Annotated in this window: 16 protein-coding genes; 10 read left to right on the forward strand and 6 right to left on the reverse strand. The window is 68.6% G+C overall.

Annotation, left to right across the window (positions count from 1 at the left end; genetic code table 11):
• Positions 1-3: 3 nt before the first annotated feature.
• From ACIP5Y_RS14895 to ACIP5Y_RS14905, 3 genes are all read left to right on the forward strand, one after another.
• Positions 4-807 carry a transglutaminase family protein gene (locus ACIP5Y_RS14895; RefSeq protein WP_400350465.1) on the forward strand — a complete coding sequence of 268 codons (804 nt, stop codon included), beginning with the start codon at positions 4-6 and terminating at the stop codon, positions 805-807.
• Positions 808-861: 54 nt separating this feature from the next.
• Positions 862-2,211 (forward strand): DUF1003 domain-containing protein, encoded by a 1,350-nt coding sequence (locus ACIP5Y_RS14900; protein ID WP_400350466.1) that lies wholly within the window; start codon positions 862-864, stop codon positions 2,209-2,211.
• A 66-nt stretch (positions 2,212-2,277) separates the two neighbouring features.
• A complete protein-coding gene (locus ACIP5Y_RS14905; RefSeq protein WP_400350468.1) occupies positions 2,278-3,357 on the forward strand; it encodes an alpha/beta fold hydrolase in 1,080 nt (359 codons plus the stop codon).
• A 3-nt stretch (positions 3,358-3,360) separates the two neighbouring features.
• On the opposite strand, the gene ACIP5Y_RS14910 is transcribed toward ACIP5Y_RS14905, so the two are convergent.
• Both ACIP5Y_RS14910 and ACIP5Y_RS14915 read right to left on the reverse strand, forming a co-directional pair.
• Positions 3,361-4,008 carry a response regulator gene (locus ACIP5Y_RS14910; RefSeq protein ID WP_400350469.1) on the reverse strand — a complete coding sequence of 216 codons (648 nt, stop codon included), beginning with the start codon at positions 4,006-4,008 and terminating at the stop codon, positions 3,361-3,363.
• A 16-nt stretch (positions 4,009-4,024) separates the two neighbouring features.
• Positions 4,025-5,287, reverse strand: coding sequence for a sensor histidine kinase (locus ACIP5Y_RS14915; RefSeq protein ID WP_400350471.1), 1,263 nt, complete (start codon positions 5,285-5,287; stop codon positions 4,025-4,027).
• A gap of 18 nt (positions 5,288-5,305) precedes the next feature.
• Here ACIP5Y_RS14915 and ACIP5Y_RS14920 point away from each other — a divergent pair, with 18 nt between their 5' ends.
• Complete coding sequence (locus ACIP5Y_RS14920; protein WP_400350472.1) at positions 5,306-6,232, forward strand: ATP-binding cassette domain-containing protein; 927 nt, start codon at positions 5,306-5,308, stop codon at positions 6,230-6,232.
• A gap of 2 nt (positions 6,233-6,234) precedes the next feature.
• Complete coding sequence (locus tag ACIP5Y_RS14925; RefSeq protein ID WP_400350474.1) at positions 6,235-6,978, forward strand: hypothetical protein; 744 nt, start codon at positions 6,235-6,237, stop codon at positions 6,976-6,978.
• Between the two features lie 5 nt (positions 6,979-6,983).
• Here ACIP5Y_RS14925 and ACIP5Y_RS14930 read toward each other — a convergent pair whose 3' ends face one another.
• A complete protein-coding gene (locus ACIP5Y_RS14930) occupies positions 6,984-8,330 on the reverse strand; it encodes a hypothetical protein (protein WP_400350475.1) in 1,347 nt (448 codons plus the stop codon).
• A 128-nt stretch (positions 8,331-8,458) separates the two neighbouring features.
• Here ACIP5Y_RS14930 and ACIP5Y_RS14935 point away from each other — a divergent pair, with 128 nt between their 5' ends.
• Both ACIP5Y_RS14935 and ACIP5Y_RS14940 read left to right on the forward strand, forming a co-directional pair.
• Positions 8,459-9,115 carry a TetR/AcrR family transcriptional regulator gene (locus ACIP5Y_RS14935; RefSeq protein WP_400350477.1) on the forward strand — a complete coding sequence of 219 codons (657 nt, stop codon included), beginning with the start codon at positions 8,459-8,461 and terminating at the stop codon, positions 9,113-9,115.
• An 18-nt stretch (positions 9,116-9,133) separates the two neighbouring features.
• The gene (locus ACIP5Y_RS14940) at positions 9,134-10,063 is read left to right on the forward strand and encodes a LysR family transcriptional regulator (RefSeq protein ID WP_400351284.1); all 930 of its coding nucleotides are present in this window, start codon (positions 9,134-9,136) and stop codon (positions 10,061-10,063) included.
• Here the strand turns inward: ACIP5Y_RS14940 and ACIP5Y_RS14945 are convergent.
• A complete protein-coding gene (locus ACIP5Y_RS14945; protein WP_400350479.1) occupies positions 10,044-11,012 on the reverse strand; it encodes an MBL fold metallo-hydrolase in 969 nt (322 codons plus the stop codon). The two genes, ACIP5Y_RS14940 and ACIP5Y_RS14945, sit on opposite strands and share 20 nt — an antisense overlap.
• A 184-nt stretch (positions 11,013-11,196) precedes the next feature.
• Here ACIP5Y_RS14945 and ACIP5Y_RS14950 point away from each other — a divergent pair, with 184 nt between their 5' ends.
• From ACIP5Y_RS14950 to ACIP5Y_RS14960, 3 genes are all read left to right on the forward strand, one after another.
• A complete protein-coding gene (locus ACIP5Y_RS14950) occupies positions 11,197-11,985 on the forward strand; it encodes a BTAD domain-containing putative transcriptional regulator (protein ID WP_400350481.1) in 789 nt (262 codons plus the stop codon).
• A gap of 46 nt (positions 11,986-12,031) precedes the next feature.
• Positions 12,032-15,490 (forward strand): hypothetical protein, encoded by a 3,459-nt coding sequence (locus ACIP5Y_RS14955; protein ID WP_400350483.1) that lies wholly within the window; start codon positions 12,032-12,034, stop codon positions 15,488-15,490.
• 88 nt (positions 15,491-15,578) lie between these two features.
• On the forward strand, positions 15,579-16,784 hold the full coding sequence (locus ACIP5Y_RS14960) for an MFS transporter (protein ID WP_400350485.1): 1,206 nt from the start codon (positions 15,579-15,581) through the stop codon (positions 16,782-16,784).
• Here the strand turns inward: ACIP5Y_RS14960 and ACIP5Y_RS14965 are convergent.
• Together ACIP5Y_RS14965 and ACIP5Y_RS14970 are read right to left on the reverse strand one after the other, a co-directional pair.
• Positions 16,763-17,209 (reverse strand): hypothetical protein, encoded by a 447-nt coding sequence (locus tag ACIP5Y_RS14965; protein WP_400350486.1) that lies wholly within the window; start codon positions 17,207-17,209, stop codon positions 16,763-16,765. The genes ACIP5Y_RS14960 and ACIP5Y_RS14965 overlap by 22 nt on opposite strands.
• A gap of 36 nt (positions 17,210-17,245) precedes the next feature.
• Positions 17,246-17,926, reverse strand: coding sequence for a LuxR C-terminal-related transcriptional regulator (locus ACIP5Y_RS14970; RefSeq protein WP_400350488.1), 681 nt, complete (start codon positions 17,924-17,926; stop codon positions 17,246-17,248).
• Between the last annotated feature and the right edge of the window lie 34 nt (positions 17,927-17,960).

Raw genomic sequence — 17,960 nt, forward strand, 5'->3', positions numbered from 1 at the left:
GGCGTGAAGCGTGACGTCTCCGCCTATCTCGACATCGCGGTACACGCACCGGCCGCACTGCAGCTACAGCTGGCGGTCGCCCGGCAGCCGGGGCTCGAGCTGAACGAATCGCTGGCGCTCACGCTCGACGGGTCCGAGGTGGTGCCGCGCGAGGTGACCGGCCCGAACGGCGGCCGGATTCATGTATTCGACTCCGGTGCAGGCAATTTGCGGGTCCGGTATCGGGCGACGGTGCTGGGCGCGGCGCAACCGGAGCCGGTCGCCGCATACGACCTCGCGGCGTATCTGCGACCGAGCCGATTCGCCGAATCCGATAAACTGCTCGGTTTCGCGTGGAGCGAATTCGGTTGCGGTATAGGTGATCCGGAGATGCCCGCCCGCATCTCGGCCTGGGTCGGCCGGCGCATCCGTTATGCGCCGGGCAGCAGCGGCCCGATGGACGGCGCGGTGGAGACCCTGTTGTCCGGAACGGGGGTGTGCCGAGACTTCTCGCATCTGGTGGTGGCATTGCTGCGGGCGGTCGGGGTGCCGGCGCGGGTGACGTCGGTCTATGCGCCCGGGTGTTTTCCGATGGATTTCCACTCGGTCCCGGAGGTCTACGTGGACGGTGTGTGGCGGGCATTCGACCCCACCGGGCTCGCTCCACGTTCGGCGTATGTGCGAATAGCTACCGGCCGGGATGCTTCCGACATCGCTTTTCTCGCGAACCACGGCAGCGATATCACGGTCAATTGCCTGTCGGTCACCGCATTTATCGACGGCCCCCTCCCGTTCGACGACTTCCGGCTGCCGACTTCGATCCAGTGAGCCGTCTCGAATTACAGTGGGGCGTCGAGGAACTGCGAACGAGGGGCTGAACAGTTGACCATCGGTAATCGCGTGATCGAGCTGCGGGAATCGCCCGTGGCGTTGGCCGACGAGCAGGTCGGCGTGAACGATGCCGTCGCGGCCACGGTGACCCGCGGGGTGGGATCGATGCCCGCCCTGTACGCGATACTGGTGATATTCGGCGTATATGTGACGCTGGCGAACTGGTGGGGCCCGCTGCATCGGCTGGATCCTTATCCCTTCCCGTTTCTGTTGTTCCTCAACAATGTCGCGCAACTCGTCCTGTGCCTGATCATTCTGGTCGGCCAGCGCGTGCTCAGTGCCGCGGCCGACCGGCGCGCGATGCAGACCTACGAGAACACCGAGGCGATATTCCGGCAGGTCGCCGATCTGCAGGCGCATCTGGACCGGCAGGACCGGGTGCTGAGCCGCGGGCTGAGCCTGCTGGAGACCAGCCCGCATCCGTGGATCGAGCAGCATCATGTGCAGGATCCGCCGCTGGCGGCCGACCAGGCGGTCACCCGCAATGACCGGATCGCGGCCTGGCTGACCACGCGGCTGGGCAGCGTGTGGGCGTTCTATCTGGCCGCGGGGACGCAGGTGGTGTGGATCCTGTTGGCCGAGGCCGGGATCCAGCGGTTCGACCCGTACCCGTTCCTGTTCATGTCGTTCCTGTCCACGCTGGCCCAGCTGGTGTTCATGATCGTGATCATGGTGGGTCAGGATGTGCTGGGCCGCACCGGTGACCGCCGGTCCGAACAGACCTTCCTCGACGCGCAGGCGGTGCTGCACGAGTGCCGGCGCATGAAGGTGCGATTGAACGCCCAGGATCGGGTGCTGGACAGCCTCACCGGATACGTCACCGCCCAGGTCACCGAGCAACTGGCGCGGGCGGTGCACGATACGAACGAGCGGGTGGCTCATCAGGCCCGGGTGCACGCCGCCATGACCAGTGGTGCGGCGCCGCCCGATGCCGATGTGCTGCGCGAATGGGAGGAAATCCCGCACGAGTCCCGCGAGACCATTCGGGTGCAGGCCCGCCGGATCGGTGAAAACCTCGCCGTGATCGGTTGTTTCATGGTTCCTGCCGTCGACCCGGACCTGGAGGTCGACTTCGAGGACGCCGAGGTGCGGTTGCTGGCGCGACTCGAATACGACCGCTGGATGGACGAGCGCATCGCCGCGCGGCTCGCGGATGCGCACGAACATCACGACGATGCCGTGCCCCTGCCGTGGGACGAACTACCGGAGGCCGCGCGGGTGCGGCATCTGCAGGCGGCGCGCCGCATTCCGATCATGGTCTCGCGCGCGAGTTTCCAGGTCCTGCGCGGTACGCCGGGCGGTCATACGACCCGGAAGAAGTCAGGCGCTGTCAGGAAGTAACAGTCGACTGCCAGAGCGGGATTACAGACTTGTGGGTCGGAACCGGAACTACCCAGGAGTCGCACCATGATCGGCCTGCTCTTCGTGGTCTTCCTCTGGCTCGTCCTCGGCGTGCCCGCCGTGGGCCTGTTCGGCTACCGGCTGTACCGGCGCGCGGTCGATGCCCGAGGGCTGCGCATCACCGATCCGGCCGGTATCGACGAGTCCGGGTACGTGCACATCGGCGGGCTCAGCCAGTGGATCTCGGTACGCGGTGACGACCGGAGCAATCCCGTCATCGTCGAGATCCCGGGCGGCCCGGGCGCGTCCAGCCATCTCTTCTTGACCCGGACCCGCACGTGGGAACGGCATTTCACCATCGTGCGCTGGGATGTCCGCGGCTCCGGCCGGACCTACGCCGCCGCACCGCACCGCCAGGGCGCGATGACCCTGAACCAGATCTACCGGGACGCACTGGAAGTCGTCGAGGATGTGCGCGATCGGCTGGGCGTGGATCGAGTGATCCTGCTGGCCAACTCCTTCGGCACCAATGTCGGGCTGCGGCTGGCACGCGATCATCCCGAACTGTTCCACGCCTACGTCGGCACCGACCAGCACATCAATGCGGGCGGGCGGGAGCGGACGGCCTACCGGGCGATGCTGACGCGGCTGGGGCGAGCGGGCCGGAAGCAGGAGCTGGCGGCCGCCGTCGCCATGGGACCGGACCGGTCCGCGTGGACGGCTCGCGACTGGTCCCTGTTCAGCAAGCTCGTCATCACCAGCGACTCACTGTCCTACGACACCCTGCGATCCGTGCTGATCCGGTCGCTCTGGTTCTGCCCGCGGCTCGGCCTGCGTGGCCTGCACCGGAATCTGCGCGGCATCGCGTTCTCCGAGCAGCTGCACCCGCAGGCCGTGGCCATCGACGAATGGGCCGAGGGCACCAGTTTCGAACTGCCGGTCTTCGTCTTCCAGGGCGACGGCGACACCATGACCCCGCCCGCCCCGGCGCGCGCCTTCCTGAATGTCGTCACCGCGCCGCACAAGGAGTTCGTGCTGCTCGAGAACGCCGGTCACTTCGCGGTTTTCCGGCAGCCCGAACAGTTCCTGCACCTGCTCCGCACCAAGGTGCGGCCCCTCACCATCGGCGAAAACGCCTGCCTCTGAACCTCAGCGGTCCACGAAACCGGATTCGTAGGCGAGGATCACGGCCTGGGTGCGGTCGCGGGTACCGAGTTTGGCGAGGACGCCGCTGACATGGGTCTTGACGGTCTGCGCGCCGATGAACAACTGATCGGCGATCTCGGTGTTCGAGAGACCACGAGTCATCAACAGCAGCACGGTTTCCTCGCGCTCGGTCAGTCCGGCGCGTTCCAGGGTGGCGCGGGCCCGTGGATTGCCGCGCCCGGTGGCCAGGGCCCGGACGGCGGCCGGGTAGAGCAGTGAATCGCCGGCCGCGACGGTGCGCACGGCATTGGCGATCTCGGCGGGGCGGGCGCGTTTGAGGAGGAAGCCGTCGGCGCCGGCGCGCAGGGCGGCGTAGACGTAGTCGTCGTTCTCGTAGGTCGTGATCATCAGGATCTTCGGCGGCTGCGGGATGGAATGCAGGATGGCGCGGGTGGTTTCGATGCCGTCCAGCAGCGGCATGCGCACGTCCATGGCGATCACATCGGGCCGGAGTTGCCGGATCAGCGGGACGACCGCGACGCCGTCGGCGGCCTCGCCGACGACCTCGATATCGTGCTGGGCGTCCAGGATCGCGCGCAGACCCATGCGTGCGAGCGGCTCGTCGTCGACGAGCAGGACGGTCACGGTCACGCCATCACCTCGCGGATCACCGCACAGCCCGGAAGGGCAGTTCCACCCGCACCTGCCAGCTGTCGTCGCGGGCGCCAGCGTGAGCGGATCCACCGAGGAGTTCGGCACGTTCACGCATACCCCGGAGTCCTGTTCCGGCGCCGGCGGATACGGGCGCGGTCACCTGGTTGACGATGTCGAGGTCGAGCCGGTCCGCGCCGACCCGGACCCGGACGCGTATCGGCACCCGGCCCGCGTGCCGCATGGCATTGGTGAGCGCCTCCTGCAGAATCCGGTAACCCTCCCGCGAGACCGGGCCCGGAAGTTGTTCCAGCGAACCGGAAATGGCCGCGTCGACCGCCGCACCGGCCGAGCGGGCCGATTCGAAGAGCCGCGGCGCCTGTGCCAGGGTGGGCCGTTCGTGCAGCGGCCGATGCGGTTCGCGCAGCACCAGCAGGACCCGATCCAGATCCTCCAGCGCGGCACGGCCGGTGTCCTCGATGGCGGCCAGCGCGCGCTCGGTGAACCGCGGATCGCCGGTCGCCCGCGCGGCCCCGGCCTGCAATACGGCGGCGGTGAGCGCGTGGCCGATGGAATCGTGGAGTTCGCGCGCGATCCGATTGTGTTCCAGCAGTTGCTCGGTGCGTTCTTCGAGGGCCCGCAGCCGGTGCGCCGCCGACGGTCCGAGCAGGGCGCGCGCCGCGGCGGTGACCAGGTCGCCCAGACCGAGGAGCAGCGCGGGGAGCACCGCGATGACCGCCGGGATGAACAAGGCGAACCACCAGTGCGGCTGCTGGATTCGAATGATCGCGTCGTGGGCGGGCAGGTTCCCGGTCGCGGCGCGCAGCAGATCCCGCACGATCAGCGGCACGGGCACACAGGTTCCCAGCAGGAGCGCACTCACGCCGAGCCGCAACTCCAGCCAGAGGACCGTCCGCCACCGATCCGACCAGTCCGCGGACCGCGCGGCCGCGATCGAACCGCCGGGCGCCCCGTGTTCACCGGGCGTCAGGAACAGTTGCGCCTGCAGGCCTTCGGCCAGCCGCACGGCGGGGATCAGGCCGACCGGGATGGCCAGCAGGGCCGGCACGTACCAATGGGTCCGGTCGATGAACATCCACACCGCGACGATCGCGAGCGGCAATACCAGATGCAGCCCGCGGGTATACGTCACCGGACTGCCCAGGCGACGGGTCAGGGAGCTGATCATGACCTCATCGTGCCAGCCGGGCCGGCGGGCGCGGCTCCCCCATTCGGGGGAGACGATCCACCCCGCAGCGGGAGGCCCCGCCGCGATCATTCGGCCAGCCTGGGGGCCATGACCACGATCGAGCTCCGCGAACTGACCAAGGACTACGGCGCGAAACGCGTGGTGGACCGGATCACCTGCACGGTCCGGCCGGGCCGGGTGACCGGCTTCCTCGGACCCAACGGCGCCGGCAAATCGACGACCATGCGGCTCGTCCTCGGATTGGACCGGCCGACCTCCGGTCATGCGACCGTGGGCGGCGAGCCCTTCACCGCCGCGCGCCGGCCGCTGTGCGTCGCCGGTGCCTTGCTGGATCCTTTTGCCGCGCATCCGGGCCGGACCGCCCGCGATCATCTACTGGCGCTGGCCGCCGGAAATCGGATTCCGGCGCGCCGGGCCGAGGAGGCACTGGCCGAGGTCGGTCTCGCCACGGTAGGCGGTAAGCGGATCCGGACATTCTCGCTCGGGATGCGGCAGCGGCTGGGTATCGCCGCCGCCTTGCTGGGCGATCCGCCGGTGCTGATGCTGGACGAGCCGTCCAACGGGCTCGACCCGGAGGGCATCATCTGGCTGCGCACCATGCTGCGCCGGCTGGCGGACGAAGGGCGGACGGTGTTCGTCTCCAGTCATCTGATGTCCGAGACCGCGGCCTTCGCCGACCATCTGGTGGTGCTCGGGCGCGGAAAGATCCTCGCCGACACCGGGATCGGCGCCTTCATCGACCGCTATGCCCAGCCCAGCGTGCGATTGCGGACCAGCGAGAACGGGCTGCTGCGCACGGTGCTGACGGACGCGGGATTCGAGGTGCGCGCCGGTGAGCAAGGACGCTGGCAGGTGCCGGGCGCGCGCGTCGACACCATCGGCCCGCTGCTGGCGCAGGCCGGAGTTCCGATTCTCGAACTCGCCGATGAGGAAGGCACTTTGGAGCGCGCCTATCTCACCTTGACCGCCGGCGCCGCGGAATTCGCCGCACTCGACGCCGAAACGGTGGTGTGACAATGTCTTTCACAGCGGTACTCCGATCCGAATGGATCAAGGCGCGTTCGCTGCCGGTACCGGCGGGCCTGCTCCTGCTGATGCTCGCGGCCACGATCGGGTTCTCACTGATCGGGGCGGCCACCCTCGGCAAGCAGAACGCGGGGAAACCCGATTTCGATCCGCTGCTGATCTCGTTCTACGGCATCAACTTCGGGCAACTCGCCGCCATCTGTTTCGGCGCCGTCTGTGCCGCGGCACAGTTCCGCCACAATGGAACTCGCATCTGGTTCGCGGCGGTGCCGCGCCGCGGCCTGGTGTACGCCGCCACGCTGGTGGTGATCGGCGGCGTCACCCTGCTCGCCGGTCTCGTGGCCGCGGTCGCGTGCTTCCTCGGCGGGCAACCATTGCTGGGCGAACATCGTGTGCCACTGGACGATTCGACGGCCTGGCGTGCGATGGCGGGTTGCGCCGTCTACCTCGCGCTCATGGCATTGTTCGCCGCCGGGCTCGCGACCCTCGCACGCAACGCGACCGCTGCCATGGGCATTCTGGTGCCGATCGTGCTGCTGCTGTCGTTCACGCTCGGGGATGTGTCCCACCACGGTGGTTTCACCGAATTCCTGCCCGACCGAGCGGGACGGCAGGCCCTGGTCCACGCGCCTACCGGCACGCTCGGACCATGGAGCGGCCTGGCCGTCACCGCCCTCTGGGCCGGCGCCGCGGTCTGGGCCGGATGGGAGGGCCTGCGCCGCCGCGACGCCTGATCCGGTCAGTGGTTCGCGCGCAGGTAGATCGGCCGGGGTCCCAGCTTGGTGTTGTTCCACACCAGCGGTTCCGGCTCTACCGCGGGGTGGTCCCGTCGCAGCCAGCCGACCTGCCATTCGGTGCCGGCAATGTCGTAGATGTAGGCATCGGGCCGCTCCGGCACCGTGATTCGCTCGACCGCCTTGGCCCCGTCGAGGCGGAAGGCCAGCTCGGTGAACGCGCTCGCGCAGGGGTAGCGCACGGGACGCCGGTCCTCGTCATAGCCGAAGAGCGCGAACTTCAGGAACAGCAGGCCCAGGAACGAGTACCACTCGCTGGGTTCCGGAGTATCGGGTCCGAGCTGCCAGCAGAAGGTGCGATCGATGCCGCACGACAGGGCGAGGATATTGCGGATCACGATGTCGTCGGCATTGAGCCGGTGGCGTTCGGCTTCCGCCTCGGGCGGGCAGCCGTGCATGAACATCTGCAGCGCGGAAGGCAATTCGGGCATGCGCTCGTACAGCCGCTCCATGGCCGCACGGGCCTCGGGGGTGGTGGTCCGCTGCGCGCGGAAGTCCGCGACGGTCATGGCGTGCCAGGGCCGCATGGGGTCGGTGGCGAGCACATCGGTCAGCTGCCCGAACAGTTCCGGAAACTCGATGAGCAGCGGGCCGTTGTATTCGCCTACCACGACGGGCTTTTCGTAGCCGGCGGCGCGCAGGGCGGCGCGGGCGTTCCCGATCATGACGGGCACCAGGTAGGGGTCGCCGTAGAGGTGGAGGTCGAACAGGTCGTAGTGCTCGCCGCAGGTGCTGATCACGTGCCGGAAGAAGTCGCGCTCGGGATCCGGCTCGTCGAGATCCGCGAAAACGCCCGGCGCGCAGCCACCCAGGACGACCTCCGCCAACGGGTCGGCGGCCTTGACCGCCGCGTGGAAGCGGATGAGATGCCGGACGTAGTCCGCGGCCGAGTCCGCCCAGAACAGCCTGTTGGAGGGCTCGTTCTCGCATTGCCAGTACCGGACCCGGCCGCCGCAGTGCTCGACGAGCGCACGCACCAGCGCGGCGTACCCGGCGGGGTCGTGCGGTGTCGAGGCGGGGAGGAAGTCGGTGGAGCGTGTGGAGCCCCACGGCGAGGCCGCCGTGATGGTGAACCACAGTTCGGTGTCCGCATCGCTCTGCTCGAGTACCGCGTCCACCACCGACCAGTCGTATCGCCCCGGTTCGGGTTCGAGCTGTGACCAGTAGAAGAACACCCGGACCCCGCCGGCCCCGAGCTTGCGCACCAGCGGCGTGAAGTTGTCGGCTTCCTCGACGAGCCCGTACTGGATGCCCCGGACGACGCCCACTCGAATGTCTGAATTCCCACTCATGACAACCGATCCTGGCGACCTCCACTTGCTGCGCTCTTGCACGCCGCTGACACGGCCGTCCGGGCGGGGTGATGGTGTGCGGGCGCTGACACTTGCCAAGCGTTACTCAGGTAGGTAATTTTTTACTCATGCGAGTAACGAGCGACGGGCCCAGCCCGGCCGCCGCAGCCCGGCGAGCACAGATCGTCTCCGCGGCGATCGACACGATCGCCGAATACGGCTATATGGGGTCCTCGTTCGCGAAGATCGCGAAGACGGCGGGAATCAGCAGTACCCGGCTGATCTCCTACCATTTCGACAACAAGAACGATCTGATGCTGGCGGTCATCGACCACATCATCGCCGCGGCCGAGGAATACATGAATCCGCGGATCATGGCCGAATCCGATTACTGGGCCCGGATTTCCGTCTATATCCGATCCAATATGGAGTACCTCGTCGAGCACACCGTACAACTGCGGGCACTGCTCGAAATCAACAACAACGCCCAGACACCGGACGGGGAACCCCTGCTGGCCATGGCATACGCCGACCCGGCGGTGGAGGTGCTGGAGGATGTGCTGCGCGCGGGTCAGGCGGCCGGTGAATTCGCCGAATTCGATCCACACGTCATGGCGGTGACCATGCGGGCCGCCATAGACACCGCGGGAATCCGCTATGCCAAAGGGCTGGAACCCGATCCGGCCGCGTACACCAACCGACTCGTCGAACTCTTCGGCCGCTCGATGCTCCCGCACGGCGATCCGCGGAACGGCGAATCATTCAATCCAGAAGCTCGACAGTAGGAGAGAACCGTGCTCGAGATGCGTGAGATCGAGGCGTTCATCGCGGTCGCGGAGGAACTGCATTTCGGACGGGCGGCGGATCGGCTGCACCGATCGCCGTCGAATGTCAGTCAGGCGGTGCGCGCCCTGGAACGGCGAGTGGGCGCCGAATTGTTCCAGCGCACCAGCCGATCCGTGCGCCTCAGCCCGATCGGCGAGCAGTTGCTGGCCGAGTGGCGGCCCGCGATGCGAAGTCTCTCGATGGGTTTGCTGGAGGCGCGCCGCGCGATCGATCCGGTCGCCCGGCCGCTACGGATCGGCTGTTCGGTCAGCATGCCCGAGGACGTGCGCAGTGCACTGTCGGAGCAGTATCGAATGATCAAGCCGGGCCGCCCCGTGGTCTGGGTGCGCGACCGGGTCTACGACATGTACATGTGGAACGAGGATTCCGGGCACGACCTCGACCTCGCACTGCTGTTGCTGCCGCCCGGCCACACCTCGGTCGACAATCCCTACCTGATCACCGGCCCGGTCATCCGGTACTGCGAGGCCGCGGTGCTGGTGCCGAACGGGCATCCGCTCAGCGGCCGGCCCAGCGTCGACGTCGAAGAACTGGCCGACCACGACATGGCGAATCCCGATGTGGCAGCCTCCCTTTACACCGACTGGGTGCCCGAACGCACCCCGCAGGGCCGGCCGATCACCAGCACCGTCATCGCGACACGTCACCTGGACTGCCTGTTCGAAACCGTGATCAGCCGGTCCGCCGCCCATCTGACCGCGCGCTGGCTCTCGGCCAGCCCGGCCTGGGAACCGATCCGCGACCGCGTCACCCTGGTGCCGCTGACCGGGCTGCCGCCCTTCACCTTGCGCGCCTTCTGGCCCGACAACGAATCCGCGCGGGCCGCAGCGGAATTCGCACGCGTGATCGGGATCGGCGAGCCGGATCTCATCGGCAGCATGCGCTGACCGCCGTCCCGCCCGCGGTGCAGGCGTGCAGTTCGGCCGCCACCGCGGCGACATTCCGCTGCGGCAGGTCGGGCAGCGAGGCGACCGAAGGATAGCCCGGATACCGTTGGCCGATCTCGGTCACCACCGCCTGCTCGGCATCGGGTGACAGAGTGCCGTCCGGCGCGGTGGCGGCGCCGACGAGGCCGCGGACATCGTTCAAATACGTTCGCTGCTGGTCGATCAGGGTCTTCGGGTTCCCGGGCGCACCGTGCCCCGGATAGAGCGTGCTCGCCTCGGGGAACAGTCCGGGCAGCTGATCGAGGTTGCCGAGCATGCCGCAGCAGTGGCCCTCCAGCAGCGCCACGGTGGCGTGATTGCTCACCAGATCACCGCAGAACAACGCGCCGCGCGCGGGCACGTAGAAGGCGTCGGCGGCCTCGGATTCGCCGGGGCCGAAGTGTGCGGTGCGGATGGCGACGCCGTCGACGGTCAGCGCGTCGCCCGGCGCGAAAACCTGGTCGGGCTGGGTGATGGTGTCCGGATAGTCGGCGCCGAGCTGGCTTTTCGTCAATGCGTAGAAGCCGAGCGGGTCGGTGCGCATCAGTGTGGCGGTCGGTGCGGAGGCATACACCGCGGCGGCCGGAAAGGCCTGGCGCAGTGTGCCGATGCCGCCGACGTGGTCCGGATGCGAATGGGTGAGCAGGATCGCGACGACCGGGCGACCGGCGCCCTCGAGCCGAGCGAGCACCTGCCGTGCATCCGACAGCGTCCGCTGCGCATCCACCAGGATCAACCCGGTAGCGGAAGGCAACCAGAAGGTGTTGACCGAACCCGAGCCCGGCGAGGCGTAGTAGCCGATATCCCCGGATTCCGGTGCGGCCGAGGCGGTTCGCCGGTCGCCGGTGCCGCAACCGGCTACCAGCGCGCTTCCGGCCAGCCCCAGCAGGAAGGTCCGTCGCGAATGCATGATTGAAATCGTCGTGTGCCGCGCCATCCGGAACAAGGGTCGATTTCGCGGGAATCGTTCGATGAGACTGCAGGATCCGGCACGAACCGGTCCTTGATCGCGCGCCCGCGAGGCCGGAGGCTGATATATGGCAGGGCTTCTCGCCGTGCTGATATGCAGGATCGATGACCGGAATGAGTAGTTCATGCAGGTAGGACTATTAGGGCCGACGACCGTGGCGATGCCCGGCACGACCTCGGCGGTATTGGTCAGGGGCCCGAAGGTGCGGGCATTGTTCGTCCTGCTGGCCTTGGACGCCGGTCGCGCGGTATCGATATCGCGTCTGATCGACCGCATCTGGGACGAGTGCCCGCCCCGCGCCGCGGACAATGCCCTGCACACCCTGGTCCGGCGGCTGCGCGCGATCGTGCCCGGCGACCTGGTCGAATACACACCCGGCGGTTACCGTCTGGCAATCGATCCGGACGCCGTCGACCTGCACCGCTTCGGCCGCCTGCTCGACGACGGCCGCCGCCACCTCGGTGCCGGCCGCACCCGCGCCGCCGCCGCGCACGCCGACGAGGCCCTGCGACTCTGGCGCGGCCCCGCCCTCTGCGACGTGAACGACACCGCGCACCTCCGCGTCATCTCCGACGCGGCCGCCGACCAGCGCCTGGACGCCATCGAACTTCGGGCCCAGGCCTATCTGGCCCTCGGTCGCGGCGCCGAAGTGCTCCGCGAACTCACCGTGGAGGCGTCCGCCCACCCCTTCCGCGAGATCCTGCACGCCCACCTGATCACCGCGCTGGCCGTCGCCGGCAGAAAACCCGAAGCACTCCAGGCGTACCGCCGCGCCGAGGCCATGCTGCACGACGAACTCGGCATCGCCCCGTCCCCGGTACTGCGGAACGCTGCCGAGCGACTGTCAACGCCGGAACACGAATCGAATATCGTTGAACTGTACGATGATTGGCGCATCGGCCGAGTCGGCTGACACCGGACTTGACACGGTCGGCTAGCCTGGATTCCATGTTCATCTCATGGAAGGGCGGTTTCCGCCCGGGCTGTTGAGCCCCTTCGCGCCGGTGCAGGCACTGGCCTTCGATGAAACTCTCACCTACTCCCAGCGCATGCGGGAATTGGCTCTCGCTGCCCGGCGGGCGGCCGGGGAATCCGAATTGGCAGCGGTGCTGTCGCAATTCGAGGCCGGCGGCGGGGACGGCCCGCGCATCGCACTACACATGGCAATGGCGGCGCATGACGTCGCGTACGTCGAACGGGCGCTCGCCGGTCCGGACATGACCTTACGGCGGGCCGCCCTGCGAGCGGCGCGAACGCTGCCGATCTCCGATGCGGCCATCGTGGCCGCGCTGGCGGACGCGCCGACCGAACTGCGGCGCGCGGTCTACCGGACACTGCGGCACACCGGACGCACCGCGGCAGCCGACGAAATACTCCCTGAAGTGCGCGAACATTGGGGCGATCGGGAGGCGACGGCACTCTTGCCGGCCTGTTCGGCGGCGGTCGTGGCGCGACTGCTGCCGGAGCTGCTGCACTGCGTCGCGGCCTGGCGCGCGATCGGGCGCAGGCACCCGCGCGCACTGCTGACCGCGATCGACCAGGCGCCGCAGGCCGCGAACGACTATCGCTGGTGGCGGCACTATCGGGGCGGTCTCGCGGAGGCCGCGCCACTCGAGCCGGAACATGCGCTGAATGTGCTGGACCGGCACCGGAACTCACAGTGGTGCGGCGAGCTGCCCGCCGTAGCCCTCCGGGCACTGCTCCGCTGCGATGCGGTCCGCACCGCGCGCCTGGCCGCGGTCAATCCCCGCTATCACTCCGACGACGGTCCCACCCTGCTACTGACCCATCGACCCGCGCTACCTGTGGCAACCATCGCGGAATTCATTACCCTGTGGCATTTGCCGCAGGCCCTGCCGAAAGTGCCGCCGAGCCTGCGGGAGCAGGTATTCGACGCGGTAGCGGCCCGGGATTCCCGCCGCGCCGGCGATCTCACGACCATGCCCGCACTGGGCTGGCTGCCGCCGCGGCGAGCGGCTACGGAGGCCGGGCGAGCGCTGGAATGGTATGGGTCCGTATGGCATTCCTCGCGCAGACGGCTCGATGATCCGACAATTCCGCTGACGCTGACCTCGTATCTGCCGTTCGCCGAGGCGGTGGGGCCGCTGCGTGAGGCGGCCTATGGGGGCGACGCCCGGTATCGCGGGCGGGCGCGGGTGCTGCTCATCGAATGCGCTTCTCGCACCGGCGATCCCGCGATACTGCGCGATGTTCTCACCGAGATCGCCGGGCGCACGCGCCAGGATCAGGATCCGCTCCGGGCGGAAGTGCTGGAAGCGCTCTGCTCGCTGCGCATCCGGCTGCTGGAGGACGGTCTCGTTCCGGCGTTCACCGTACTGACCGAGGCCGTGGTACAGGCGCACGACACGTCGGACCGCGGCATGTTCGCGCTGCGGCGGCTCGCCTCGCGGGTCGTGCAGCACGCGGATACGAATACCGTTCCGCTACTGATGGATTGGGCCTTCGATTGCTTTGCGAAGTTGATCGCCCGATTCGAGACCGCCGCCCTGGAGCGCAATCCGGATGAACCGGGTCGCAGTGCGCGGCGACGCCGGCGCCGGGCACAGGCCCGGCCCATTCCGTGGTTCCGGTTCCGACTCGATCGTGTACTGCCACGTGGGGCCGAAACTCGGCTGCTGGCCGCGCTGGAACCGCAGTTGCGGGCACAGCGGGAACGACAGGACACCGCACTCGCCTCGGCGTTGATCCATTCACTGGGGCCACGGGCCGCACGGCTGACCGAGCTGCAGGCGGATCTCCGTGCGGAGGAGGAACGCACGCTCGAACTACGCCGAAGTCATTGGGAACGAGCCTGGTTCGCGGAAACGGCCCGGTGCGACGAGCGCCTGTCACGGCTGCTCATCGAGGACCCACAGGCCGCGTCCTCGCCGGGCAGCCTGTGGCGATCGGTCACCCGGGAACGCAGCGATCTGCTCCTCGTGACACTCGCGGCCTTGCGCCGAACCGAGCCGGGATGGACGCCCACGGTTACCGGGACGCAAGCCGCCCGCTGGACCGTGTCGCAACGTGACGCGGTGCGCAGCGCCGTGACCGATACGGCGAATGATACTGCGCGACCGGTGAATACGCGACTGCACGCGGTGCGGGCGCTTGGCCGGATTCCGGGCAGTCTGCCATCGCTGCACGAATTGGCGGAGCACGAGGACATCGTGATCGCCGAAGCGGCGCTGGACGCCATGGCGCGCATCGGCGGCGCGGAGGTCATGGCGGCACTGCTCGATCATGCCGGCGGATCGATGTCGGCGGCGGCCGTCGCCGCCATGGCCCGCTGCGCCGGCTCCGTGCCGCCGTCGCGGCTCGGGCCACTGCTGGTGGCGGCGGCCGAGCCCGGGCACAAGATCACGGTGCGCAAGCAGTCGGTGCGGCTGCTCGAACGGCATCGCGCGGCGCCCGTGGATGTCCTGCTGCGCCAATGGGATCAGCCGGATCTGCACCGCGATGTGCGGGTCGCGATCGCCGCCGCGCTGCAACGCCGGCCGGAGGATCCGCGCACCCTCGACGCCCTCCTGGAGGCCGCCGTTCCCGGCGCTCCCGAGCTGCTCATCCGCACCCTGTGCCAGACGGGGCCGTCGAACTACGCTCCAGCCGATCGGCCCCGCTATGCGGTGCTAGCGCGCCGGCTGCTCACCGCCTCCACCGATCCGGGCGTCCGCTTCCGCACCACCTGTTCCTTCGCGGTCTGGGCGCACTGGTACGACGGCGGATTCGCCGATCTCATTGCCGCCGTGGGTGATCCGGCCGACCCACGAGGCGAGGACAACCTGACGGTACTGCTGGCACTGCTGGATTCCGGCGTCATCGGCGAAGAGATCCTGCCGGTGCTCGATCGGCTGCTGACCGCGCCGCGCGACGATACGGCGCGATATCGGGTGCGGGCCATCGTCACTCGCGTCACCCGGCCCATCGCAGATCGGCAACGGCAGTTCAGCCCCCGTCAGCAGCCGGCGGACTCGGCGCGCCGGCGCCTGGCCGAGGCGGTGCGGCGGCGGCTCGCCGCGCATCCGCTCTACCTCGAGGATTCGGCGGCCATCGCCCTGGCACTGCTGCCGACGCCCACCGACGCGGCCTCGGCACGGGAGCTGGCGGCCGGGCTGATCGCGCTGGCCGGTGTTCTCGCCGACCGGCCGGTCCACGTCGGGGATCTGGTGCGGAACGGCCTGCACAGGCATTTCACCTGGGGCCGGAGCCTGAGCGACGCCGACCTGATACTCCCGTCCGCTACGGCCCTCACCGACGACCGACTGCTCTCCGCGCAACTGATGGCGATATACCTGATCGAGACATGTGGCCCGACGACCGACTGGGCACCGCCGTGGCGGCGACTACTCGACCGGCTGCGCGACTCCGGCCACATCGAGGTGGAGCAACGCGCCTGGGACGTGCATCCGCGCGCATGAGAGGTGCATCCGCGCGCCCGGCCGGGCGTGACGGTGATGTCTGTTTGCCGCCAGCCGGTGGGGTGGGGTGGTTCCTAGCGTCGTAGGTATGGAAACCGAACTGGCCGAAGAGACCCGGACGACGGGACTGCGGACATCCGTGGTGTGGTTCATGGCGGTCGCGGCCGCATTGGGGACCGCCAGCATCTATCCGTTGCAACCGGCCATCGCGGGAGTGGCGCACTCGTTCGGGGTCTCCACCGCGGCGGTGGGTGCCGCACTGGCCTGCGGGCCGATCGGGTACATGGTGGGGCTCGCACTGCTGGTGCCATTGGTGGATCGGGCCGCGCCGCGGGATGTGCTCGCGGCGCAGTTCGCCGCGCTGGCAGTGGCTTTGGCCTGCTGCGCCGCGGTCGGGGCGCCGTGGGCGCTGGGGCTGGGTGTCGGGATGATCGGGGCGGCATCCTCGGTGGGCGCGCAATTGAGTTCGGTCGCAGGGCGATTCGCCGCGCCGAAGCGGCGGGCGACCACACTGGGGATCGTGACGGCGGGGATCTCGGCGGGAATTCTGGCCGGACGCATTGTGGGTGGCTGGCTGGCCGAGGTGATCGGCTGGCGGCCGATGCTGCTCACCTTCGCCGCCGGATGTCTCGCCATTGCCGTCGCGGCTCGATTCGTGCTGCCCGCCGCGCCGGGGACGGCCGGGACGAGTTACCTTGCGACACTGCGCGGTCTGCCCGGTTTGTATGCCCGGCATCCTGCACTGCGAGTGGCGGCGAGCCGGGGGGCGCTGTGGTTCTTCGCCTTCTGCACGGTGTGGGCCGGTTTGGCGGTGGCCTTGTCACAACCGCCGTTCTCGTACTCCTCGGAGCGAATCGGCATGTACGCCTTCGCCGGACTGCTCGGCATCATCGCCACCCGGATCGCAGGAATATGGACCGATCGGGTCGGTGCGCGGCGGGTCATTCTGGCGGGACTCACGCTCGCGACGGTGTCGACCGCGGTACTGACCAGCTGTTTGTCCAGCGCTCCGGTCACCTTCGTATGCCTCGGACTGTTCGATGCGGGCCTGTTCACGGCCCAGGTGGCGAATCAGAGCACGGTGCTCGCGCTGGACCCGGGCTCGCCCGCGCGCTTCAACAGCGCTTACATGCTCGTCTACTTCGCGGGCGGCAGTCTCGGTACCGCGTTCGGTGCGGCCGCCGTCGGATGGTTCGGCTGGTCCGCGACGGCGGTGATCGCTTTGTGCGCAATAGCTCTCGCGCTGGCCGGCACGGGAGTGGCCGGGCGGGTTCAGGAATCGGTGCGGGTGTAGCGGACGTCGAAGTCGTGCTCCCAGGTGACGCCGCTGTCGTAGGACTTCTGCCATTCGCCGTCGACGGTCGTGCCGTCGGCGGCGACCTCGGCGCGGAACCGCTGGGTGAATTCCGGTGTGGTGCGCGAGATCTGCCAGTGGCGCTCGGCGAAGGTCATGTCGTAGACGCGGGAGAAACCGCGGTCGTCGGTGTACAGGACGGTGTACTCCGGGTGCGCTTCGTCGCGGCCGATGATCCACGTAGCGGTCGGGGTCGATGCATCACCCATGCGCATGACCACCGCCGCACCGGGATCCACCCACTCGACGGCGAGCTTCCCGTGCGCGACCGCGTCGGGGGTGGGCAGGAACGAGGTGCGGGACAGTTCCATATCCCAGTCGCCGATCAGGATTTGCAGATCGGCCAGGGCGGGGTTGGTGGTCATCGTCGGCTCCTTGACGGGTGTTGGAGGATGTACCACTTACGACGGTCTGGGGGCGGGCGATTCATCGGGTCCGCGGTCGTGCAGGTAGGCGAGCACGGCCAGTACCCGGCGGTTGGTGTCGTCGGATTGGGTGAGGCCGAGTTTGGTGAAGATATTGGCGGTGTGCTTGCCGATGGCGCCTTCGCTGATGAACAGGCGGGCGCCGATGGCGGTATTGGAACAGCCTTCGGCCATGAGGGCCAGCACTTCCCGCTCGCGCGGCGACAGGGCGGCGAGGGGTTCGTTGCGGGTGGTGGTAGCCAGCAGTTTGGCGATCACCTCGGGATCCATGGCGGTGCCGCCGGTGGCCACCCGGCGGATGGCGTCGACGAACTGCTCGGCATTGAACACCCGATCCTTGAGCAGGTAGCCGACCCCGCCCAGACCGTCGGCCAGCAGCTCACGGGCATACAGCTGTTCGACATGCTGGGACAACACCAGCACGGGCAGGCCCGGACGATCACGGCGCGCCTGCAAGGCGGCCTGCAAACCCTCATCGGTGAAGGTCGGGGGCAGGCGGACATCCACGATGGCCACCTCGAGGTCCGTATCGCGGAGGGCGCGCTGCAGTTCCGGGCCGGTGGCCACGGCGGCGACCACCTCGAAACCGTGCGCCGTCAATAGGTGCGTCATGCCGTCTCGCAGCAGGAAGAGGTCCTCCGCGAGGACGATTCGCACGGCCGCTCCCCTGTACGCATCACCGATCGGACCT

This window comes from Nocardia sp. NPDC088792 (assembly GCF_044750615.1).
Lineage (GTDB): Bacteria > Actinomycetota > Actinomycetes > Mycobacteriales > Mycobacteriaceae > Nocardia.

Excerpts from the sequence above, each read along its gene's own strand:
- ACIP5Y_RS14920 (WP_400350472.1), top strand. The coding sequence starts at position 5,306 with ATGACCACGATCGAGCTCCGCGAACTGACCAAGGACTACGGCGCGAAA.
- ACIP5Y_RS14955 (WP_400350483.1), top strand. The coding sequence starts at position 12,032 with ATGGAAGGGCGGTTTCCGCCCGGGCTGTTGAGCCCCTTCGCGCCGGTG.
- ACIP5Y_RS14950 (WP_400350481.1), top strand. The coding sequence starts at position 11,197 with ATGCAGGTAGGACTATTAGGGCCGACGACCGTGGCGATGCCCGGCACG.
- ACIP5Y_RS14925 (WP_400350474.1), top strand. The coding sequence starts at position 6,235 with ATGTCTTTCACAGCGGTACTCCGATCCGAATGGATCAAGGCGCGTTCG.
- ACIP5Y_RS14940 (WP_400351284.1), top strand. The coding sequence starts at position 9,134 with ATGCGTGAGATCGAGGCGTTCATCGCGGTCGCGGAGGAACTGCATTTC.
- ACIP5Y_RS14960 (WP_400350485.1), top strand. The coding sequence starts at position 15,579 with ATGGAAACCGAACTGGCCGAAGAGACCCGGACGACGGGACTGCGGACA.
- ACIP5Y_RS14905 (WP_400350468.1), top strand. The coding sequence starts at position 2,278 with ATGATCGGCCTGCTCTTCGTGGTCTTCCTCTGGCTCGTCCTCGGCGTG.
- ACIP5Y_RS14965 (WP_400350486.1), bottom strand. The coding sequence starts at position 17,209 with ATGACCACCAACCCCGCCCTGGCCGATCTGCAAATCCTGATCGGCGAC.
- ACIP5Y_RS14945 (WP_400350479.1), bottom strand. The coding sequence starts at position 11,012 with ATGCATTCGCGACGGACCTTCCTGCTGGGGCTGGCCGGAAGCGCGCTG.
- ACIP5Y_RS14930 (WP_400350475.1), bottom strand. The coding sequence starts at position 8,330 with ATGAGTGGGAATTCAGACATTCGAGTGGGCGTCGTCCGGGGCATCCAG.
- ACIP5Y_RS14915 (WP_400350471.1), bottom strand. The coding sequence starts at position 5,287 with ATGATCGCGGCGGGGCCTCCCGCTGCGGGGTGGATCGTCTCCCCCGAA.
- ACIP5Y_RS14935 (WP_400350477.1), top strand. The coding sequence starts at position 8,459 with ATGCGAGTAACGAGCGACGGGCCCAGCCCGGCCGCCGCAGCCCGGCGA.